At 68.0% G+C, this 20114-nt stretch carries 10 protein-coding genes; 2 read left to right on the top strand and 8 right to left on the bottom strand.

Going from position 1 to position 20114, the window contains the following annotated elements:
• Positions 1–2: 2 nt before the first annotated feature.
• The 5 genes from treZ to KF833_16320 all read right to left on the bottom strand — a co-directional run bounded on the left by treZ (position 3) and on the right by KF833_16320 (position 10230).
• Positions 3–1736, bottom strand: coding sequence for a malto-oligosyltrehalose trehalohydrolase (gene treZ / locus KF833_16340; protein ID MBX3746880.1), 1734 nt, complete (start codon positions 1734–1736; stop codon positions 3–5).
• Positions 1737–1742: 6 nt separating this feature from the next.
• Positions 1743–4229, bottom strand: coding sequence for a malto-oligosyltrehalose synthase (gene treY, locus KF833_16335; GenBank protein MBX3746879.1), 2487 nt, complete (start codon positions 4227–4229; stop codon positions 1743–1745).
• A gap of 5 nt (positions 4230–4234) precedes the next feature.
• Positions 4235–6664: a DUF3536 domain-containing protein gene (locus KF833_16330; protein MBX3746878.1), complete on the bottom strand. Its 2430-nt coding sequence runs from the start codon at positions 6662–6664 to the stop codon at positions 4235–4237.
• A gap of 349 nt (positions 6665–7013) precedes the next feature.
• The gene (locus KF833_16325; protein ID MBX3746877.1) at positions 7014–9194 is read right to left on the bottom strand and encodes a glycoside hydrolase family 9 protein; all 2181 of its coding nucleotides are present in this window, start codon (positions 9192–9194) and stop codon (positions 7014–7016) included.
• A 121-nt stretch (positions 9195–9315) separates the two neighbouring features.
• A complete protein-coding gene (locus KF833_16320) occupies positions 9316–10230 on the bottom strand; it encodes an EamA family transporter (GenBank protein MBX3746876.1) in 915 nt (304 codons plus the stop codon).
• Between the two features lie 620 nt (positions 10231–10850).
• Between KF833_16320 and mutS the strand changes: the two genes are divergently transcribed.
• Positions 10851–13448 carry a DNA mismatch repair protein MutS gene (mutS, locus tag KF833_16315; protein ID MBX3746875.1) on the top strand — a complete coding sequence of 866 codons (2598 nt, stop codon included), beginning with the start codon at positions 10851–10853 and terminating at the stop codon, positions 13446–13448.
• A gap of 21 nt (positions 13449–13469) precedes the next feature.
• On the opposite strand, the gene KF833_16310 is transcribed toward mutS, so the two are convergent.
• The gene (locus tag KF833_16310; protein ID MBX3746874.1) at positions 13470–14960 is read right to left on the bottom strand and encodes an AMP-binding protein; all 1491 of its coding nucleotides are present in this window, start codon (positions 14958–14960) and stop codon (positions 13470–13472) included.
• 316 nt (positions 14961–15276) lie between these two features.
• Here KF833_16310 and KF833_16305 point away from each other — a divergent pair, with 316 nt between their 5' ends.
• Complete coding sequence (locus KF833_16305) at positions 15277–16338, top strand: HRDC domain-containing protein (protein MBX3746873.1); 1062 nt, start codon at positions 15277–15279, stop codon at positions 16336–16338.
• 14 nt (positions 16339–16352) lie between these two features.
• Here KF833_16305 and KF833_16300 read toward each other — a convergent pair whose 3' ends face one another.
• The gene (locus tag KF833_16300) at positions 16353–18269 is read right to left on the bottom strand and encodes a hypothetical protein (GenBank protein MBX3746872.1); all 1917 of its coding nucleotides are present in this window, start codon (positions 18267–18269) and stop codon (positions 16353–16355) included.
• On the bottom strand, positions 18266–19708 hold the full coding sequence (locus tag KF833_16295) for a class I SAM-dependent rRNA methyltransferase (GenBank protein MBX3746871.1): 1443 nt from the start codon (positions 19706–19708) through the stop codon (positions 18266–18268). Before KF833_16295 ends, KF833_16300 begins: the two co-directional genes overlap by 4 nt.
• Between the last annotated feature and the right edge of the window lie 406 nt (positions 19709–20114).

Below are 20114 nucleotides of genomic sequence, written 5' to 3'. Positions count from 1 at the left end.
ATTCAGTCCCGCCGCAGGATCGCCACCGAGACAGGAGGCAGCGACAGCACATCCCTCGCCCCCGCCGGCGCCTCGAACGACGCCAGTTCGGTCCGCCACCCGCCGCCGCTGAGAGGCAGATCCGCCATGCGATCGCCGAAGTTCACCGCCAACGCCATCCGCCCCCGCTCCATCACCAGCCACCTTCCGGACTCGTCGTGGCGCGTTCGCACCCGGTCCAGCCGGCCGTCGGTCAGGTCGGGTTCCCGCCGCCTCAAGGCCACCAGCATCCGGTGCCACTCCAGCAGTTCCCGGTGCGGAGACCGTTCCCGCTCCGCCCAGTCCAGACGGCTGCGCTCGAAGGTCGCCAGGGCCTGCGGATCCGGTATGTCCTCGGGCTTCCACCCGAACGACGCAAACTCGCGGCGCCGCCCTTCCCGCACCGCCTTCCCCAGCTCCGGCTCGGCATGATCGGTGAAATACTGGAACGGGCTCGTGGCACCCCACTCCTCCCCCATGAATAGCATCGGCACGAAAGGCGCCATCAACACCAGCGCCGCACCCACCTTCAAGGCCCCGGGACCCAGCGTCCGGCTCAATCGATCCCCCTGCGCCCGGTTCCCAACCTGGTCGTGGTTCTGCAGGTAGCCGAGAAACCGCTCCCCGCCGAGCCCTTCGGCCGGTCGCCCATGGCGCCGGCGCCGGTGCCGCGAATACCGCCCGTCGTACACGTAGCCGTCCCGCAGCGCCTTCGCGAGATCCCCGACGGTCCCGAAGTCGGCGTAATACCCCGACCGCTCCCCGGTCAGACACCCGTGGAGGGCATGGTGAAAATCGTCGCTCCACTGCGCGTCCAGGCCGTACCCGCCCCGCTCCCGCGACCACAACAGCCGCGGGTCATTCAGGTCGCTCTCCGGGATCAACACCAGCGGCCGCCCGAGTCGATGGCTCAACGCCCGCACTTCCCGGCCCAGTTCCTCGAGGAACGGCTCCGCCGAGGTGTCGAATATCGCATGCACCGCGTCCAGTCGCAGCCCGTCCACCCGGAACTCCCGGAACCATCGCAGCGCGTTGTCCAGGAAGAACCGCCGCACCGGCTCGCTGTCCGGCCCGTCGAAGTTCAATGCCTCCCCCCACGGAGTGTGGTAGCGCCGGTTGAAGTAGGGACCGTACTTCCCAAGGTAGTTCCCCGACGGCCCCAGGTGGTTGTACACGACGTCCAGCAACACGGCCATGCCCCGCCGATGGCAGGCCTCCACAAATGCCTGCAAGGCCGCCGGACCCCCGTACGATTCCTGCACCGCGTACAACGCCACGCCGTCGTATCCCCAGCCCCGCTCCCCGGGGAACGCATTCACCGGCATCAACTCCACATGCGTCACCCCAAGCCCAACCAACTCGTCGAGCCGCTCGATCGCGCTCGTCAGGGTCCCGCCCGGCGTGAACGTCCCCACATGCAGCTCATACACCACCCCGGATCCCAGTGGTGGCGCCCGAAACTCCCCGTCGCTCCACCCATACGCCCCCGTCTCCCACAGCCGCGACAACCCATGCACGCCCCACGGTTGCCAGGGGGAACGCGGATCGGGAAAGGGCCCTTCGCCATCCAGCACAAACCCGTAGGCCGATCCGGTTCCCGCCCCGTCCACCGTCGCCGACCAGTAGTCGTCCGCCCCCCGGATCATCGGGTGCCGGCGGCCATCCACCTGAACCTCAACCCGCTTCGGCAAGGGTGCCCACACGCGAAATCGTTCCATGACGGCTCATTCCTCCATGCGTTGCAGCAGGGCCACCGGAAACCGGCGCAACAACGCCGCGACTTCCACCTCCCCGCCTTCCACGGTCTCTCCGGTCATCCGATTCTCCCAACGCCCCAAGGGTACCCCCAGCCGCGTGTCGCCCCAGTCCTCATCCCTCCTTGCCCCACGCCGGGGCACCACGGCAATCACCCCCTCGCCCCGCGCAAACGCCAGGACCCGGTCCGCCTCGCGTCCCACCGGCCTCAACGCCCGATACGTGCCCCGCGCCGCGAAAACCTCCGCCCATCGTCGCCGCACCTCCAGACCGCGCCGGAGGGTCCACAGCTTCGGCCAGCCTTCCGCCCGATGCGCCCGATGCGCCCAAACGGTCTCGACGTCCGCGCCCTCCAGGGCTCCCAAAACCTCCCGACGCCGCTCGAAATCCACCGGCCTCCGGTTGTCCGGGTCCACCAGGCTGAAGTCCCACAGCTCGGTGCCCTGATACACATCGGGCACCCCAGGCGCCATCACCTTGAGCAACGTCTGGGCCACGGACCGCACCTGCGCGGCCTCGTCCCGTTCCGCCACCCACCGACCCACCGACGCCGCAAATGCCCCGTCCTCCAGCGTGCCCGCCACGAAGCCCCGCAGCCCCGCCTCGTAGGCCGCGTCCGGATCGGTCCATGTGGTGTGCACCTTCGCCTCCCGCGCCGCCTTCTCCATGTACGCCCAGACCCGTTCCAGCCCGATCGGCCACGCCCCGACCACGGTCTGATAGTACAGATACTCGGCATTGCGGTCGGGCCGGGCTCCGCGCCAATGGCGGTCGTTCATGGCCGACCAGCCCCGCACCGCCTCCGCCCATGCCGCGGCATCCTCCGACAGCAATTGCAGCCGCGCCCGCACATCCTCCCCGCGCTTGGTGTCGTGCGTCGCACTCGCGTTTTGCGTCCACGGCCACTCCCGTGACACGCACCCGGACGCCGCATGAAACGCCTCCGTTCCCACCCCGAAATGGCCGGGGTCACCCCCGACTTCGTTCAGGGCCACCAGCCGGTTGAAGATGTAGAACGCCGTGTCCTCCACCCCCTTGGCCATCGCCGGTCCGGTCAGTTGCTGCAACCGCATCACCCAGTCCCGTCCCGCCGCCACCTCCGCCCCCCACCGCAATCCCACGGCCTCGCCCAGCCATCGGAAGAAGGGCCCGTCGTCCGGCCGCTGCCCCTCCGCCCCGCACCCGGCTGCCGCGACCGCCTCTTCATCCTCGCGACTCACCTCCCCCGCGTCCGCCCGCACATAGGTCCGGTACACAGGCAGGTGGGCGATCCATTCGATCAGGGCCGACCGCACCCGCCCGCGATCCCAACCCTTCCATTCCGGCGCCGAGCCCGCCCCGGCACCCGCCACCCATCGGTCCAGATCCCTCAGCAGCCGCGTGACCTCGGCCTCCAGCACCGTGCCCAGGACATGCCGCTTCTTCTCCCGCACCAGCGCCGGGAAGTCCGTGCCCTCGCCGGTGAACGACGCATACGCCTCCGTGAGGGGCCTCTCCCCGGCCGCGTCCAGAAACCAGCCGGACGCCCGGTTCAAAAAGTCGTACCCGGTGGTCCCCGCCACCGGCCAGTCGGCCCGCAGCGATTCGCCGGGTTCCAGGATCTTTTCCACCACGATCCATGCCCCCGGCGCCGCCGCCGCCAGTCGTTCCAGGTAGCCCCTCGGATCCCGCAGTCCGTCCGGATGATCGATGCGAAACCCGTCCAGCCACCCGCGCCGCCACCACTCGAGCACCAACCCGTGCGTCGCCTCGAACACTTCCGGCACCTCGACCCGCAGCCCGGCCAGATGGCTGATGTTGAAGAACCGACGGTAGTTCAGTTCGGCATCCCCCCGCCGCCAGTCCGCCAGCCGGTAATGCTGCCGCGCCAGCAGCCTTCCAATCCCCTCCGGACCTTCCCCCAACCCCTCCAACCCCTCCATCGATCCGGCGTTCAACGGAAAGACATGCTCGAAGTAGCGCAACACCGGCTCCGGCCCCGATCGGTCCACCGCCAACTCGCCCCGCTCCAACACCGCCTCCACCGGCCCGCCCAGCACCGGCACCATGACCCGGCCGCCCGCTCCATCCCCGGGCGCCGCCTCCCAGTCGATGTCGAAGTATCCCGCGTACCGGCTCGCCCGGCCGTCCCGCAGCACCTCCCACCACCAGCGGTTCTCCGGCGTCCCCACGGCCATGTGGTTGGGCACCAGGTCCAGAACCAGCCCCATGCCCCGACGACGCAACGCCTCGACCAGCGCCTCGAGATCCCCTTCGCTCCCCAGTTCCGGATTCAACCGCGTCGGATCGCACCCATCGTAGCCGTGCAGGCTGCCGGACCGTGCGCGCAGCAGCGGCGAGGCGTACACATGCGACACCCCCAGCGCATCCAGGTAGGGGACCACGGCCAGGCCGTCCCGCAGGGTGAATCCGGCATGGAACTGAAGCCGGTAGGTGCACCGGGGCGGGGTGGCCATGGGCGTCAATCCTCCGTTCGGAACCCGAATTGCTCCCCCAGCCGCGCAAAGTGTCCCACCCACTCCGCCGCCCCCGCATCCCCCCCCGCCGCAGCCTCGCGTCGTGACGCCAGCAGGCTGCGGCGCATCTGGAAGTACAGGTTCTGCGTCTTCCAGAGATTCACCTCGATGTCCATCGAGCGCACCACCTCGGCAATGTCCGCCGTCCGGCTCAGATACCCCGGATCGTCCGGCACCTCCGCCAGTCGCGCCAGCCGCCGGTCCAACTGGCCCTTGATCGCGTACGCCAGCTCATCCACCGCAATCGCCACATTGCCGTCCCGCGCCAGTTCCATCCATTCCCGCGCCTTCGTCGGGTCCGGATCGGCGCTCTCGAACAGCCGCTGCAAATCGCAGTTCAGCACGAAATCCGCCGCCGTGTTCAACGCCGGTGGCAATGGCGCCCCGATGTCCTTCAGAAACCGCATCAGCGGCGTGTACTGGTCCGTGATCTGCCGGAAATGCGATTCCAGATCCTGCCCGGTCGAAACCAGGATCTCGTTCAGGATCTTTCGCTGCTGGTCCCGGAACAGCGACTTCAACGAATAGTACGATTCCCCGAAATGCCGGTCCATCAGCCGGATCACCAGCGGGAAATCCGCCCGGTCAAACGCTTCGCGAAACTCCATCACCAGTTCCTCGAACGCCTCCTGGCCCCGGAAGATCCGCACCCCGCCGTGAACGTTGTGGTCGCCCAGGTGCAGCGCCGCAAAACTCACCCGGTCGCAGGCCCGCGTCACTTCGAAGGTGACCTTCGAACTCCCCACCACCAGCCGCGCCTTGCCCGCCGTGTACACATGGCGATGCTCCTGCTCGAACACGTACGAGTAGATCCGCTGCACCGGCGCCTGCTCCTCGAACAGCGAGCTGATCGCGTAGTGCGCCCCCAGCCGCTCCCGGTCCACGATCGCCGGCTTGACGAACTTCTCGTAGATGTGCCGCCCGTTCCGGTGCTCGTGGATGTTGCTCGGCGCCCGCGCCAGCCGTTCCACAAACGCCGGCTCCAGATCCTCGCCGGTCACGTTCTGCAGCAGTTGCAGCGCCCGCCCCGCATACTGGATCACCTGCACCGTCTCGATCCCCGACAGTTCGTCGAAAAACCACCCGCAGCTCGTGTACATCAGCATCGCGTGCCGCTGCAGTTCCAGGAGCCGCAACGCCGTGACCTGCTCCGCCTCGTCCAGCGGCCGCAGTCCGTGCCTCTCGAAATACGCCGCCACCGACCCGTCCGACCGGTCCAGTATGACGGAAATGTAATCGTCCCGCGCCGCCCACGGGTTGACCAGCAGCTTCCTCGACGCCTCCTCGTACCGCGGCGCCAATTGGTCCCGCAGCCAGTCGAAGGCCTCGCGCAACGGGGCGCGCCAGCGCTGGTTCCATCCCGGCCGGCCCCCGCTGTTGCAGCCGCAATCGGCAAACCACCGCGAAACCCCGTGCGAACAACTCCACGCGCTCTTCTCGTGAATCTGCGCCTCCATCGTCGGCGGATGCCCCGCCAGGTACTCCCCGTAGTTCGTCAGCTTCGCCAGCCCGTTCGACTCGATGTACCGCAAGGCATACGCCAGACCCATCTCCCCGTATCGATGATGGTGCCCGTACGATTCCCCATCCGTCGCAATGTGCACCAGTTGATCCCGGTTCCGGATGTCGTCGTACGCATCCATCAGCCGGTGCGCGAATCCCTCCCCGGTCGCCAGCAACCGCTCGAAGGCCACCGCCTTCGAGACCGGCGCATCATAGAAGAACACCACGATGCTCCGCCCCGCCGGCAGCCGCACCAGGTACGGCCGCGACGGATCCACCCGCGCCCCGTTCACGTCGCTCCACGGCCCGCCCCGCAACGACCGGACCCGGCTGGCCTGGAACGGCGACAGAATCGTGAACTTGATCCCCTGCTGGGCCAGCGCCTCCAGCGACGGCGTGTCCGCCGCCGTCTCCGCCAGCCACATCCCCTCCGGCGCCCGTCCGAACCGATGCTCGAAATCCCGCTTCCCCCATACCACCTGCGTGTGCCGGTCCCGTGCGTTCGCCAGCGGCAGGATCATGTGGTTGTACCCCTGCGCCAGCGCCGATCCATGACCCGAAAACCGATCCCGGCTCCTCCGATCCGCCTCGACGATCGCCGCCAGAACGTCCGGCGCCTTCTGCTCCATCCACGCCAGCAGCGTGGGCCCGAAATTGAAACTGATCCGCGAATAGTTGTTGACGATGTCCACGATCCGCCCGTCCCCGTCCAGCAACCGCGCCATCGCATTCGGCGCATAGCATTCCGCCGTGATCCGCTCGTTCCAGTCGTGGTACGGATGCGCCGAATCCTGAAGTTCAACCCCCTCCAGCCACGGGTTCTCCCGCGGCGGCTGATAGAAATGTCCGTGAAGACAAAGATACTTTTGCATTGCCTGTCGAGTACCGCTCCGACCGAAGGACCCCAATGACGGGACCGCGACGCTCCCAATCCACTTTCAGGGGACGGAGCGTACCCGATTCCTGCAATTCCTGCCAAGCGTGCCGTCCGGATTCCTGTGCATCCGCAGTGCACCCCGGAGCCATGGCTGTGGAGGCCGCGAATCGGAGGGACGAGCTCCGAGAGTCCTCAACCCAGCGCTCCCCACCCTTCCAGCCCCGCAGAACCCGGCCCTTCGATTTCACCCCGCCGCTTCACTCCGGAGGGACGAGCTCCGCGAGTCCCCATCCCAATGCACCACACCATCGCAGCCTCGTGAATCCCGGCCCTCCGATGAACGATCACTCCCCGGGTTCCCAGGGAACCCGCCACAGGTAGATCGTGTGCTCCCGCGGCCCGAAAAACAGATCCCCCGCCCCGGTGTCCTCCACCTCCACCGTCTCACGCACCACCGGCCTGGCTCCACGCATGTCGAAATCGTGCGAGAGAATGCGTGACCCGGGCCGCAGTTCCCGAAGCTGCGGCATCAGCCGGACGTTGAGCTGCGGCAACAGGTAAAGCATCACCACGTTGGCCGGACGCAAATCCAGCGTGAAGATGTCCGCCTGGTGGATGGTCACCAGATGCGCCACCCCGTTGGTCCGGACATTCTCCCGCGCCTCCCGCACCCGGTCGGGATCAATGTCGAATCCCTCCGCCCGCACCCCGTACCGCTTGGCCGCTTCCACCACAATCCGGCCGTCCCCGCAGCCAAGGTCGTACACGACGTCGCCAGGCTGGATCTCCGCCAGCTCCAGCATCCGCTTCACCACCTTGTTCGGCGTGGGCACAAAGACCACGTCCGGACGCCGCGCCGGCGGCGGTCCCTCGATGCGCCACCCGGCCGCCCCGTCCACAAATCCCGCCAGCGCATACACCAGGGCCGAATTCCAATTGATGGCGATCTCATTGGTCCGGTAATCCTCCTCCACATCCCGCCAATCCCCCTCCGTCGGATGCGCCCCGCCCACCAGATACCCCGGCCACGGCGCCACCACGTCGTCCCCCGCCGACCGCCGGTCGTGGGGCCGCATCGGCGGACGATACCCAACCCCCGTCACGAACGACCGCCCGTACGCATTCCGACCGAACACGTGATGCACCGTGTCCAATGCCGCCTCGCGGTACACCCGCCGGGCCGAGACCCGGTACGCCGCGTGCAATACCAGGCTCTGCCGCGCCACCGTGCCGTTGCAGCCCCAGTGATACCGGTCCCCCATCGTCCGCCCGTACGCCTGCCCGTCCCGTGTCGCCACAATCCGGTCCGCCGCCCTCAACACGTCGTCCCGGAACTCCTGCACCAGCTCCTCATCCCGACCCCCGCGGCCCGATCTCAGGTACGTGAAGATCCCCAGGTTGCCCACCGAACCCCAGTCGAACTCGTCCTGAACCCGCACCCCCGCCTCCCGCAGCCGGCCCTCCAGGTCCTTCAGCACCTCCGGGTCCCCCGTGGTCTCCCACAACTCCGCCGCCGCCCACAACCGATCGTCGTCGTCCGAAGTCTGGTAGGTCCCGGTCCGGAACGCGCTCTGGTCCGCATGCTCATTGTCCGGATGCGCCTTCAAATACGCATAGCTCCTCCGAGCCGCCGCCAGACACCGCTCCGCCTCCGCCGCGTCGTAGGGCCGGAACACCCGCGCCGCCTGCGCCATCATCGCCACGAACGAGGCCGTCGCCGCCGTGCTCGGAGGCGCGAAATACCGTTCGGCCGTCTCCCGGTCCGGCAGAATCATCGCCCCAAACTCCCGCGTGCTGACCTTGTGATACACCCGCCCGTCGTCCGCCTGCATCCTGTGCAGCCAGTCGATCTCCCATCGCACCTCGGACAGGTACTCGGGCCACTCCCCGCCCGAATCCGGCCAGCCCAGCCGGATCCCCCCAAGCGCCGGCCCAAAATCCTCCCACGCCCGCAACAGCACCCCCACCGTCACCCCGGCATTCACAACGTATTTGTTGTAATCCCCCGCGTCATGCCAGCCGCCCGTCGCCGCCCGCCGCTCCCCCGGCCGCCCCACCAGATCGAGTCGCGCATCATCCAGATGACACGCCCCGTGCGCAAACACGTCGCCCCCATGCTCCCCACGCACCGCCGTTCCGCACCGCCAGAGATGAAACCCCCGCATCACCGTCCGGTACGCCTCGCGATACACATCGTTCCCAACCCGGAAAACCGGTGACGTGCCGCCCGCATCGAGGCGCAGGCGGTACTCCCCAGGCTCGGCCAATCCCGAAAAATCCGCCGTCCTCAGCCGCGTCCCACTCCCCCCGTGCGGCCTCGCCTCCCCCAGCGGCCCCTCCAGCATCACCACGCCATCCCGCTCCCGCACCACGGAAAACCGCTCCGCCCCTCCCTCCACCGTCGCCTCCTTCCGCGCCTCCGGAAGATATCCCAGGGTGTTCAACCGCACCGACGGTGCGGCCTCCTGCCCCCACAACGCCCAGGTCAAACCCAGACCCGCCAGAATGGAAACGAATGCTTTCACAGTCTGAAGATGCTTCTACCCGATGACTCCACCCCGGACGAAGCCCATTCTGCCCCCGCGATCCACTCCAGGTCCGCAATCGTCGCAAACTTCGTGCATATGCACGAAGTTTGCGTCCATTTCACGAGTGCGTGGCCGCGTGGATCACCGCCCCCGCCACCGCCAGCACCCCCCCAAACAGCGAGCGCCGCGAAGGCCGTTCCCCCTCCCATCGCATCGCAAACGGGATGATGATCAGCGGTGTCAGGGCCACGATCGGCAGCACCACCCCGGTTCCCCGCTGCGCCAGGGCCCACTGAAAACAACTCACCCCCAGCGTCGGACCCGCCAGCGCATTGACCAGCACCCACGGCGCCGCCTTCCGAAGCCTGCCCGATGCCCCCGCATCCCCCGGCACCCCGCCCCGACCCCACCGCCGGAGCCAGATGTAGGTCAACGCACTCAATGCCACCCCGGGCAGGATCCGCTGGTACGCCGCGCTGATCCCATCCACAGGCTCACCCGCCATCCGCGCCACCTCAAACGCATGCCGGCTCAATACCGCACCCAACCCCTGCCCCGCCGCCGCCACCAACGCATACCCCACCCCCGCCCCGAAACCGCTCCTCGCCTTCGCTTCCCGCTCAAGGCCCCGCTCGGGAAATAACGCCGTCACCACCCCCGAAAGGATCAGGCCACTCGCCACCACCTCCGTTCCGGTCATCGGCAGGCCAAGGCAGATCCACTCGACCCCCGCCGCCAACGGAGCCGCCACGCAATGCACAATCAAAATCACCAGGCGTGAACCCAGCCGCGGATAGGCCAGATACAACGCGATGTCCCCCACCCCGAATCCAATAAAACCGCTGATCAAAAACCAACCCAGGGCCACTCCCCCCAACCCCGCCCCCCACCCGTGCCCGTACGTCGCCAGAAACAACGTCGCCAGCAGCAACCGCCAGAAGTTCGCCTCGAGACTCGGCAGAATTCGCGTGGACCGGCTCGCCGACACGCCGGAAATCGAAAACAACAGGGTCGTCAGAAACGCCGCGAGCATGATAAATAAGAAGACGAGGCCAGCCGATAGGCTCGGCTAGCCTCGTCGCGTGATGGTTGATCCAGGAGGTTACTTCTTCTTGGCGGTCTTCTTAGCGGCCTTCTTGGCTGCCTTCTTCTTCGCTGCCATCTCGTTCACCTCCCATCTGGACTGCGGTCCACTCCGCGGTTTGCCTTCGATCCAGCGCCCGACCCTGACCCGGCGTCTCTCCCCGATGTCTCTCCCCGACGCCTGACCCCGGTAACCGGCCCCGGTGACTGGTCCCGGTGACTGGTCCCGGCATTTGGCCCCTGCAATTGGCCCCTGCAATTGGCCCCGGCGCTGGCATCCATCCGGCCCCACTTCGGCCTGGCTCCCCGTGTCGGCACCTCCCCACAACCCCGGGCATCTTTTCCCTCCCGGCGTTGCCAGAATGGCGCGCTCCATGAATCGCGGGGCGAACATGACAGGCTTCGACCGCGTGTATAACGGAAGCACCCGCCGGAACTCACGATAAATCTTTGCTTGCACCGCTTTTTTTGCGCCCGCCCGTCCCCGCCTGACTCCCGCGTGACCCCACCCCGCTCCCCTGTTACCGTCGCCGTCCCATGCCCGCTGAGGCCAGCTCCCAATCCTCGCCCATGATGGCCCAGTACCTTCGCATCCGCAGCGAAGTGCCCCGCGACGCCCTCCTCCTCTTCCGCCTCGGCGACTTCTACGAACTCTTCTTCGAAGATGCCAAATCCGGCGCCGCCCTCCTCAACCTCGCCCTCACCCAACGCCAGGGCATCCCCATGTGCGGCCTGCCCTATCATGCCGCCCAATCCTACATCGCCCGCCTCCTCAAGGCCGGACGCAAGGTCGCCGTCTGCGACCAGATCGAGGAACCCCGCCCGGGCAAACTCGTCCAACGCGCCGTCACCCAGATCCTCAGCCCCGGCACCCACGCCGACGAACGCCTCCTCGCCTCGGAACGTCATCACTACCTCGCCGCCGTCTCCCGCGTCGGCTCCCGCTTCGGCCTCGCCCTCGTCGATCTCACCACCGCCACCTTCCGCGTCACCGAACTCCCCGATGCCGCCGCCCTCGACGGCGAACTCGAACGCGTCCGCCCCGCCGAAACCGTCTTCCCCGCCTCCCTCGCCGATCTCGAAGCCCGGCTCCAACTCCACCCCACCGTCCCCCAGGGCTCAGAAGACTGGACCTTCGCCCCCGAAACCGCCGAATTCGCCCTCCGCGAACATTTCGGTGTCGCGTCCCTCGATGGCTTCGGCCTCCGCGGCCGGCCCGCCGCCATCGCCGCCGCCGGCGCCGCCCTCCACTACCTCACCCAGCACCTCCGACGGAATGTCTCCCAGCTCACCACCCTGGTCTCCTACGAAACCTCCGGCTTCCTCCACCTCGATGCCGCCTCCCTCCGTCACCTCGAAGTCCTCGAACCCCTCCACCGCGATACCCCGGGCGCTTCCTCCCTCCTCGCCGCCCTCCAATCCACCGCCACCCCCATGGGCTCGCGGCTCCTCCGCGACTGGCTCAGCCAGCCCCTCGCCAACCTCGAACCCATCCAACGCCGCCAGGACACCATAGCCCGCCTCCTGGACGACCCCGAATCCCTCGCCGCCCTCCGCGCCGCCCTGCGCGAGGTCCGCGATCTCGAACGAACCCTCGGCCGCCTCAGCGCCGGCTCCGGCAATGCCCGCGACCTCGTCGCCCTCCGCCTCGCCCTCGAACAGGTCCCCACCCTCCAACACCTCGTCCAGCACCTCGCCAAGACCCCGATTCCCCAGGAGCCCATCCCGTCCCTCGTCCCATCCCCGGCCGCCGACAGTTCCCCCACCCACCCCCCTTCCCTCCTCACCACGCTCCTCACCGAACTCACCGCCGAACCCGACCTCGCCGAACTCATCCGCCATGCCCTGGTGGACGACCCGCCCCTCGCCCTCAAGGAGGGCGGCCTCATCCGTGACGGTTACCACCCGGAACTCGATGCCCTCCGCCAGGCGCGACGCGAAGGCCACGACTGGATCGCCCGCCTCCAGCAGCAGGAAATCGAGCGCACCGGCATCCCCTCCCTGAAAATCCGCTTCAATTCCGTCTTCGGCTATTACCTCGAAGTCACCCGCACCCACCTCGACAAAGTCCCCGCCGACTACGTCCGCAAACAAACCGTCGCCGGCGGCGAACGCTATGTCACCCCCGCCCTCAAGGAAATGGAGGGCCGAATCCTCGGTGCCGAGGAACGCGCCCTCAAACTCGAGTACACCCTCTTCCAGCAACTCCGGGAACAGGTCCTCACCCGCGTCGCCCCCCTCCAGGCCTCCGCCCGCGTCCTCGCCCAGCTCGATGCCCTCGCCGCCTTCGCCGAAAATGCCCGCCTCGGCGGTCACGTCCGCCCCGAAATCACCCCCGACGGCGTCCTCCTCATCGAGGAAGGCCGCCACCCGGTCCTCGACCGCCCCGGCGCCGCCGAACCCTTCGTCCCCAACGACACCGACCTCGATGTGGACGCCGCCCAGATCGCCCTGATCACCGGCCCCAACATGGCCGGCAAAAGCACCTACATCCGTCAGGTCGCCCTCCTCACCCTCCTCGCCCACACCGGCGCCTTCCTTCCCGCCCGACGTGCCCGCATCGGCCTCGTGGACCGCCTCTTCACCCGCATCGGCGCCAGCGACAACCTCGCCCGCGGTCAGTCCACCTTCATGGTCGAAATGAGCGAGACCGCCAGCATCCTCAACAACGCCACCCGCCGCAGCCTGGTCATCCTCGATGAAGTCGGGCGCGGCACCAGCACCTTCGACGGACTCAGCCTCGCCTGGTCGATCGTCGAACACCTCCACCACACCGTCGGCGCCCGCACCCTCTTCGCCACCCACTACCACGAACTCACCGAACTCGCCGCCCGGCTCCCCCGCCTCCGCAACTTCAATGTCGCCGTCCGTGAATGGCAGGACCGCATCGTCTTCCTCCACAAGATCCTCCCCGGTGGCTCCGACAAAAGCTACGGCATCCAGGTCGCCCGCCTCGCCGGCGTGCCCCGCCCCGTCATCGAACGCGCCAAAACCATCCTCCGCGTCCTCGAAGAAGCCGAACTCGACCTCCAGCGCGTCGCCGCCGCCCACCCCGACGAAACGACCGCCCCTCCCCAACCCGCCCGCCGCACCCCCCGCCAACGCGCCGAACGCGACAAGCTCCGCCAGCTCCCCGACTCCCCCCAACTCGACCTCTTCGCCTCCTGAGCAGCGCCATCCTCCCCCTTCTCATTCCTCCCTCAGCATCTCCCGCAGCCGCGTCTTGAGCACCTTGCCGGTCGCGTTGCGCGGCAGGGCCGGCAGGACAATGGCCCGCCTCGGCAGCTTGTAATCGGCCAGCCGCTCCTTCAGGAATCCCAGCAACGCCGCCTCGTCCAGCACCACCCCCTCCTCCGCCGCCACAAACGCCACCGCCCGCTCCCCACGGCGCTCGTCCGGTTCCCCCACCACCGCCGCCTCCTTGATCCCCGGGAATCGATAGATCACCTCCTCGATCTCCCGCGGATACACGTTCATCCCGTTCGGCTTCAGCATGTCCTTCTTCCGGTCGGTGATGACCAGATACCCGTCCGGACGTCGATGCCCGATGTCCCCCGTCAGCAGCCACCCATTCCGCAGGGTCTCAGCGGTCTTGTCGGGGGCATTCCAGTAGCCCCGCATCACGTTGCCCCCGCGCACGCAGATTTCCCCGTCCTCCAAATCGCCCAGCATCTGCCCTTCGTCGTCCTGAATGGTCACTTCCACATCGGGAATCGGTAGACCGATGGTCCCGGGAATCGCCGGCCCCCGCACCGGGTTCACCGACACCACCGGACTGGCCTCGCTCAATCCATACCCCTCGATCAGCGGGATCCTCGGGAACCGCGCCTGGAACGCCTCGAGAATGCTGTTGGGCAGCGGTCCCGCCCCGCTGATGCACAACCGCAAGGGCAGTTCCACCCCCGCCGGCATCCCCGCCAGGGCTCGAAACACCTGCGCCATCGCCGGCAGAATCGATCCCCGGTGCATCAGGATCTCGCCAATCATCGCCTTGGCCGGATGCAGGGACTGGATCAGCACGATCGATCCCCCGGTCACCAGCGGCAGCAGGATGCACACCGTCAGCATGAAGCTGTGAAACATCGGCAGCATCAGCACAAACCGGTCGTGATCCACGATCTCCAGAATCCGCCGGCAGCTCTCCACGTTGTGCAGAAGGTTCCCGTGCGTCAGCATCGCCCCCTTCGGCCGGCCCGTCGTCCCCGACGTGTACACCAGCACCGCCAGGTCCTCCGGCTTCGCCTCCCCCATTCCCCCGTCCCCGTTCCCCACCCCATCCAGACCCCCAATCTCATCCACCGACCAGACCTTCAACTCAGGACATCGGGCCCGCAACGCCCCCAGCGCCTCGTCCATCGTCCCGTCCGTGATCAGGACTCCGATCCCCGCGTCCTCCACGTGGTACGCCACTTCCTCCGGCTTCAGAAAGTTGTTGATCGGCACCACCACCGCCCCGGCGTGCAAGGCTCCCATCAAGGCGGGCACGAACTCCGGCCGGTTCCGCAGCCACAACCCCACCCGGTCCCCCGACGCCACCCCAAACCGGCCCCTCAACAGGGACGCCAGCGCCACCGTCTGCTCCCCCAACTGCCCGTACGTGCGCGATTCCGTCCCGTAATAAATGGCGGTCTTGTCCGCCTGGCGGGCGGCCGTTTCGAGGAAGCGTTGCGACAGGTTCATGGGCGGTGACCCGCGCTTCATGCGGTTCCCCACTCCAATCGTCAAGTACCCCGTGACCGCTCGTTGCGGGTACCGTGCATCCCGGAGTTGTGGGTGAGAAGGCAGCGAATCGGAGGGACGAGCTCCGCGAGTCCTCAACCCAACACTCCACACCGTTGCGGCCTCGTGGAATTCGGCCCTCCGAAGCGACGCTTCGCGAGGTTCGCACCTCTCCCCACGACTCCGGGATGCCCCGTTGCCGGTATCGCCGGCCCGCGCCCGCTTCCACCCGCGCGCAAGGTTGTCGCCCGGCCCGGCCCCGCGCTTAAATCGTCGCGTGATCGACACCCCGGAGAGACTGGCGGAGGCCCTGGAGGAACTGGACCATGCCTCGTGGATCGCCATCGACACCGAGGCCGACAGCCTCCACGCCTACCCCGAAAAGCTCTGCCTCCTCCAGCTCAGTCATCCCGGCGGTGAAGTCCTCGTCGATACCCTCGCCGAACTCGACCTCCAGCCCCTGCTCGCCATCCTCCATCGTCATCGCCTCATCCTCCACGGCGCCGATTACGACCTGCGCCTGATGTTCCGAACCTGGCGCTTCGAACCGCACGCCATCTTCGACACCATGACGGCCGCCCGCTTTCTCGGCGTCCGCCGCTTCGGCCTCACCGACCTCGTCCACCAGTTCCTCGGCCTCAAACTCGAAAAGGGCCCCCAGAAGGCCAACTGGGGACAACGCCCGCTCACGCCCCGCATGACCGCCTACGCCGAGGCCGATGCCCGCTACCTCAAGCCCCTCCAGGAAAAACTCGAAGCCGAACTCATCCGCCTCGGCCGCCTGGAATGGCACCAGGAAACCTGCGCCCGCATCGTCTCCGAAGCCCTCCGGCTCAACCCGCCCGATCCCAACCTCGTCTGGCGTGTCCGCGGTTCCCACACCCTCGACCGACTCGGCCTCGCCGTCCTCCGCGCCCTCTGGCTCTGGCGCGAACAGGAGGCCCTCCGCGCCAATCGCCCGACCTTTCATATCCTCAATCCCGATGCCCTCGTCGATCTCGCCGCCGCCGCCTCCCGCTGGGGCAACGTCCCCCACCAGCTCCCACGCCACCTGACCCCGCGCCGCCGTCAGGGCCTGTCCAATGCCGTCAAGGAGGCCCTCGCCCTTCCCCCCGACCAGCTGCCCGACAAGCCCCGCCACGAACATAAACGCCATTCCCTCGCCGTCGGTCGCCGCGCCGTCGCGCTCCGCGAACGACGCGACCGCCACGCCGAAGCCCTCGACCTCGACCCCTCCTTCCTCGCCAGCCGCAGCCAGCTCCTCGAACTCGCCGAAACCGGCGACTGGCAGCAAACCTCCCTCCTCCCCTGGCAGGCGCGACTCCTCGAAAAAGGTTGATCCTCCCCCGCCCCTCAACCCCGGTCTCCCGCCTTCCCGCCCTCCCACCTCCCGCCCTGAAACCATCCCTCACGCCGGGCCACGGCCACCAGATCCTCCGGATCGCGCACCGCGGTGGATTCCAGACGCACCAGGCGCAGCCGCCGATCCGCAAGGTGCCAGCCGCTCCAGAGGATCCGCCGCGCATGCCGAGCGTGGCTGAACGCCCGCTCACCCTGCTCGAACCACCACATCGCCGTCGCCTGCTCCCCCCCCGACCGCTCCAGCCTCACCACCATCGCCTCCCCGTGCGGGTGCTCCACCCACCCCCGCCCGGTCACCCGCCATCCCGCCCGTCGCAGGGCCACCTCGGGCGAGGTCAGCAGGTAGGAACTCTTCCGCGGGTAGGCCAGCGAGACCTGGACCGGGCCTTGCCAGCTCGACAACCGGTGCACTCCCGCATCCTGGGGTGTCAGAGGCCCCTTGAGCCCGCCCACGGCGTCCTCGTCCCGTGGCGCCACCACCAGCACCGCCATCTCGTGCTCCGGCCAGAACGCCGAGGCGGTCTGGAACAGCATCATCAAGCCCAGCAGGATCAGCGCGAACCGCTTCGACGGGACCCACCCCAGATCGCTGTATCCCCGCTGGCCCGACAGCGGCGGCGGCTGCCGTGCGAACCGGGCCAGCCCCGCCAGCAACAGCACCGCCACCGACAACCGAACCGCCAGCAAAGGTTCCGGCCCAATCCGACCCCATCCCGATCCCGCGGGAAATGCCAGCAGCACGAAACTCGCCGCGACCGCCACCCCCAGCACCCGCCAGGGCCAGAAACAGCGCCACGACACCAGCCCCAGGATCACCCATGCCAGCGCCACCCGCCGCAACGGCTCGTACGTCGTGAACTCCGCCCCCAGCATCATCGCCACCCCCCCGGCCACCATCGCCACCGATCGCGAGTGCACCGGCCCCTTCGGAGTCCGCCGCCTCAGTCCCAACAGCAGCATCGCCATGATCCCCATTCCCATCAGGCCCAGGACCTCGCCCAAATCGAACCGCGTGCTCTCCAATGGCACCCCCTGCATCGCCGAGACCACCGCCACCGCCAGCCACGGGGAATACCGCCGCCCTTCGAACCACCCGCGGACCGTCGCCCCGGAAATCCAACGGCGGCTCTTCGCCCCGATCCACTCCGCCCGGTTCGCAAGCAGCCCAATGCCTCCCATCGCCAGACCCCACGGAATCATCGCCCGTACCGTCCCGGGCCAGTCCGCCCAGCCGGGAATCCATCCGGGAACCGCCACCGTCGCCACCAGAAACCCCGGCAGCAACCCCACCCCCAGCCAGAACGCCCTTCCCCGCACAAACAATGCCATCCCCAGCAGCGCGCAGTACCCCAGCACCCGGGCCTGCGTCGTGGTCAGGGCCAGCGGTAACGTCAGACCCGGATTGCGAAGCGGATCCTCGAAGCCCGCCGCCGCCAGCCAGCCGTGCCCCTCGAAATCCAGCCAGAACGGCAGCGCCGTCATGAAGATCGCCGGGACCTTCAACCACTCGGTCCAGTTCAACCCGGGCCGGGCCGGTCGCAGCCAGGCCATCCCCAGACAGACCCACCCCAGGCTCATCAGCACCAGGTGGCCGCTGGCCAGGCCCAACGCCAGCACCAGGGCCGCAATCAGCTGCTCCTGCTGCCCCTTGGCCGGCTCGATCGCCAGTCCAAATCGCTCCCCCGCAAACACCGAGGCCGCCACCAGCCCGCTCAGCGGCACCGACAGCACCGACACGATCAACTCCGAGGGCCACGCATTGTGCTGCCCCCACGCCACCACCACCGTGAGATAGAACGCCCCCCACGCGATCGCGTGCAGCCCGAATGCCATCCCCGCCTCACGCCGCCGCCCCCATTCCCCTTCCGCCGGCCCCGCCTCCCCCGCCTGGCCGACGGCCCGGCTCATGGGCACAGCATCTCGTAGCCAAACCCCTTCAAATACTCCGTCTCCGGCACCGCCGGCAAAACCGGATGATCCGCCGCCTGGCCGAACGCCGTCACCCGGCGCAACTGCCGCCGCGCATCGTATGCCGCCTCCAGGATCGTCGCCTCGAAGGTCCGGGCATCGACATGATGCGAACAGCAGAACGTCGCCAGCAGCCCGCCGGGACGCAGCAGCCGCATGGCCCGCAGATGGATCTCCTTGTACCCGCGCAGGGCGTCCGGCACCGACGCGCGATTCCGTGTGAACGACGGCGGATCCAGAACGATCAGGTCGAACCGCGGTTCCGGGCGCCCCCCCTCGGCCCCCGTCGCCACCGCCTCCCGCATCCAGTCGAAGACGTTCCCCGCCCGGAACGAACACACCGCCTCCAGCCCGTTCGCCACCGCCATCCGTTCCGCCACTGCCACCGCCTCGGCGCTTTGATCCAGTCCCAGCACCGACTTCGCCCCGGCCCGCGCCGCCGCCAGTGCGAAGCCCCCCTGGAAACTGAACGCATCCAGCACCTCAGCCCCCTTCGCCCAGCCCGCCACCAGGGCCTGGTTCACCTGCTGATCCAGGTACAATCCCGTCTTGTGCCCGCCCACCAGGTCGGCCTCGAATTGCAGACCGTTCAGCCGCACCGGCAACGCCCGCCGCTCCGCCTCCGAAAGGTCTCCCGCCAGGACCCCCGACGCCTCCTCCAACCCTTCGAACCGCCGCGCCCCCATGTCGTTCCGTTCCACGATCGCCCTCGGACGCCCCAGCTTCTCCAGCAGCCGCACCAGCATCGACTTGCGGGTCTCCATCCCCACCGACGACATCTGGACCACCAGCACATCCTCGTAGCGGTCCACGATCAGTCCGCTCAACAGATCCCCTTCCGCGTTCACCCACCGGTATGACGTCGCCTCCGGCAGATGCCGCTGCCGATGCTCCAGTGCCTGACGCAGCCGCCGCTCGAAAAACGCCTCGTCCAGCTCCGCCCGCTCCCACGCCAGCACCCGGACCCGGATGCGCGACTTGGAATTGTAGAAGCCCACCCCAATCAGCCGGCGCCGATGATCCTTGACCTGGACCACCCCGCCGTCCCCGGGGTCCCGGACCACCCGCAGCAGCGATCCCTCGTAAATCCACGGATGCCCGCCCACCACCCGATCCGCCTCGCCCGGCTTCAAATACACCGTCGGCAGCACATCCTCCCCACCCCCCGCCGCCGCCGCCGTCCCTTCCCCCTCAATGCCACGCCCGCTTCTCCGTTCCGGCGGTCTCCCCTGGCCCCGGCCCAGGCGGTCACGCGGCGGACGAAAGCCCGGCCGCCCTGCCGGGCCCGGCCCCTCGCGAACCTCGGCCCGCCGGCCGGAAACCACTCGGGAACGGGGATCGGACCGGCTTGAACCTCGGGATCGGCGCACATCTGCCATCGTCCCCCCATCCAACACCCTCCCCCCCCACCGGAGCCAGCGGCATTTTCCTAACCATCCCAGCAGAATCCCATCGACCCGCGACGACCGAATAGGCTCACAAGCATCGCCTCTCAATTAAGCCAGCCTTGTTTTAGTAGACTCTTATTGCAATAAGCCTGACATTTTGTAATTGACGACTCAACTCAATGACCGAAACTGCCCCAGCATTTGCGCACCTCACCAAGTCCATCACACATCAGCGCAACCTGGTCTCGCGCCCCCCCTCTGACGTCCATCCATGAGAACCCCTCGCATCAAGGCCGACCCATCCCTCCCGGCGACGTATCACTGCATGTCCCGTGTCGCCGGCCGCCTCCCTCTCCTCGACGATTCCGCCAGGCACAAGCTCCTCAACATCCTCCAC

Source organism: Verrucomicrobiia bacterium, from assembly GCA_019634625.1.
Taxonomy (GTDB): domain Bacteria; phylum Verrucomicrobiota; class Verrucomicrobiia; order Limisphaerales; family CAIMTB01; genus CAIMTB01.
Note: the sequence above shows the minus strand (reverse complement) of the source record. Positions and strands in the feature narration are given on the sequence as shown.

What these genes read in the sequence shown, in the direction of transcription:
- treZ (MBX3746880.1), bottom strand. Translation starts at nt 1,736, where the DNA reads ATGGAACGATTTCGCGTGTGGGCACCCTTGCCGAAGCGGGTTGAGGTT.
- treY (MBX3746879.1), bottom strand. Translation starts at nt 4,229, where the DNA reads ATGGCCACCCCGCCCCGGTGCACCTACCGGCTTCAGTTCCATGCCGGA.
- KF833_16300 (MBX3746872.1), bottom strand. Translation starts at nt 18,269, where the DNA reads ATGAGCCGGGCCGTCGGCCAGGCGGGGGAGGCGGGGCCGGCGGAAGGG.
- mutS (MBX3746875.1), top strand. Translation starts at nt 10,851, where the DNA reads ATGATGGCCCAGTACCTTCGCATCCGCAGCGAAGTGCCCCGCGACGCC.
- KF833_16330 (MBX3746878.1), bottom strand. Translation starts at nt 6,664, where the DNA reads ATGCAAAAGTATCTTTGTCTTCACGGACATTTCTATCAGCCGCCGCGG.
- KF833_16320 (MBX3746876.1), bottom strand. Translation starts at nt 10,230, where the DNA reads ATGCTCGCGGCGTTTCTGACGACCCTGTTGTTTTCGATTTCCGGCGTG.
- KF833_16295 (MBX3746871.1), bottom strand. Translation starts at nt 19,708, where the DNA reads ATGGCAGATGTGCGCCGATCCCGAGGTTCAAGCCGGTCCGATCCCCGT.
- KF833_16310 (MBX3746874.1), bottom strand. Translation starts at nt 14,960, where the DNA reads ATGAACCTGTCGCAACGCTTCCTCGAAACGGCCGCCCGCCAGGCGGAC.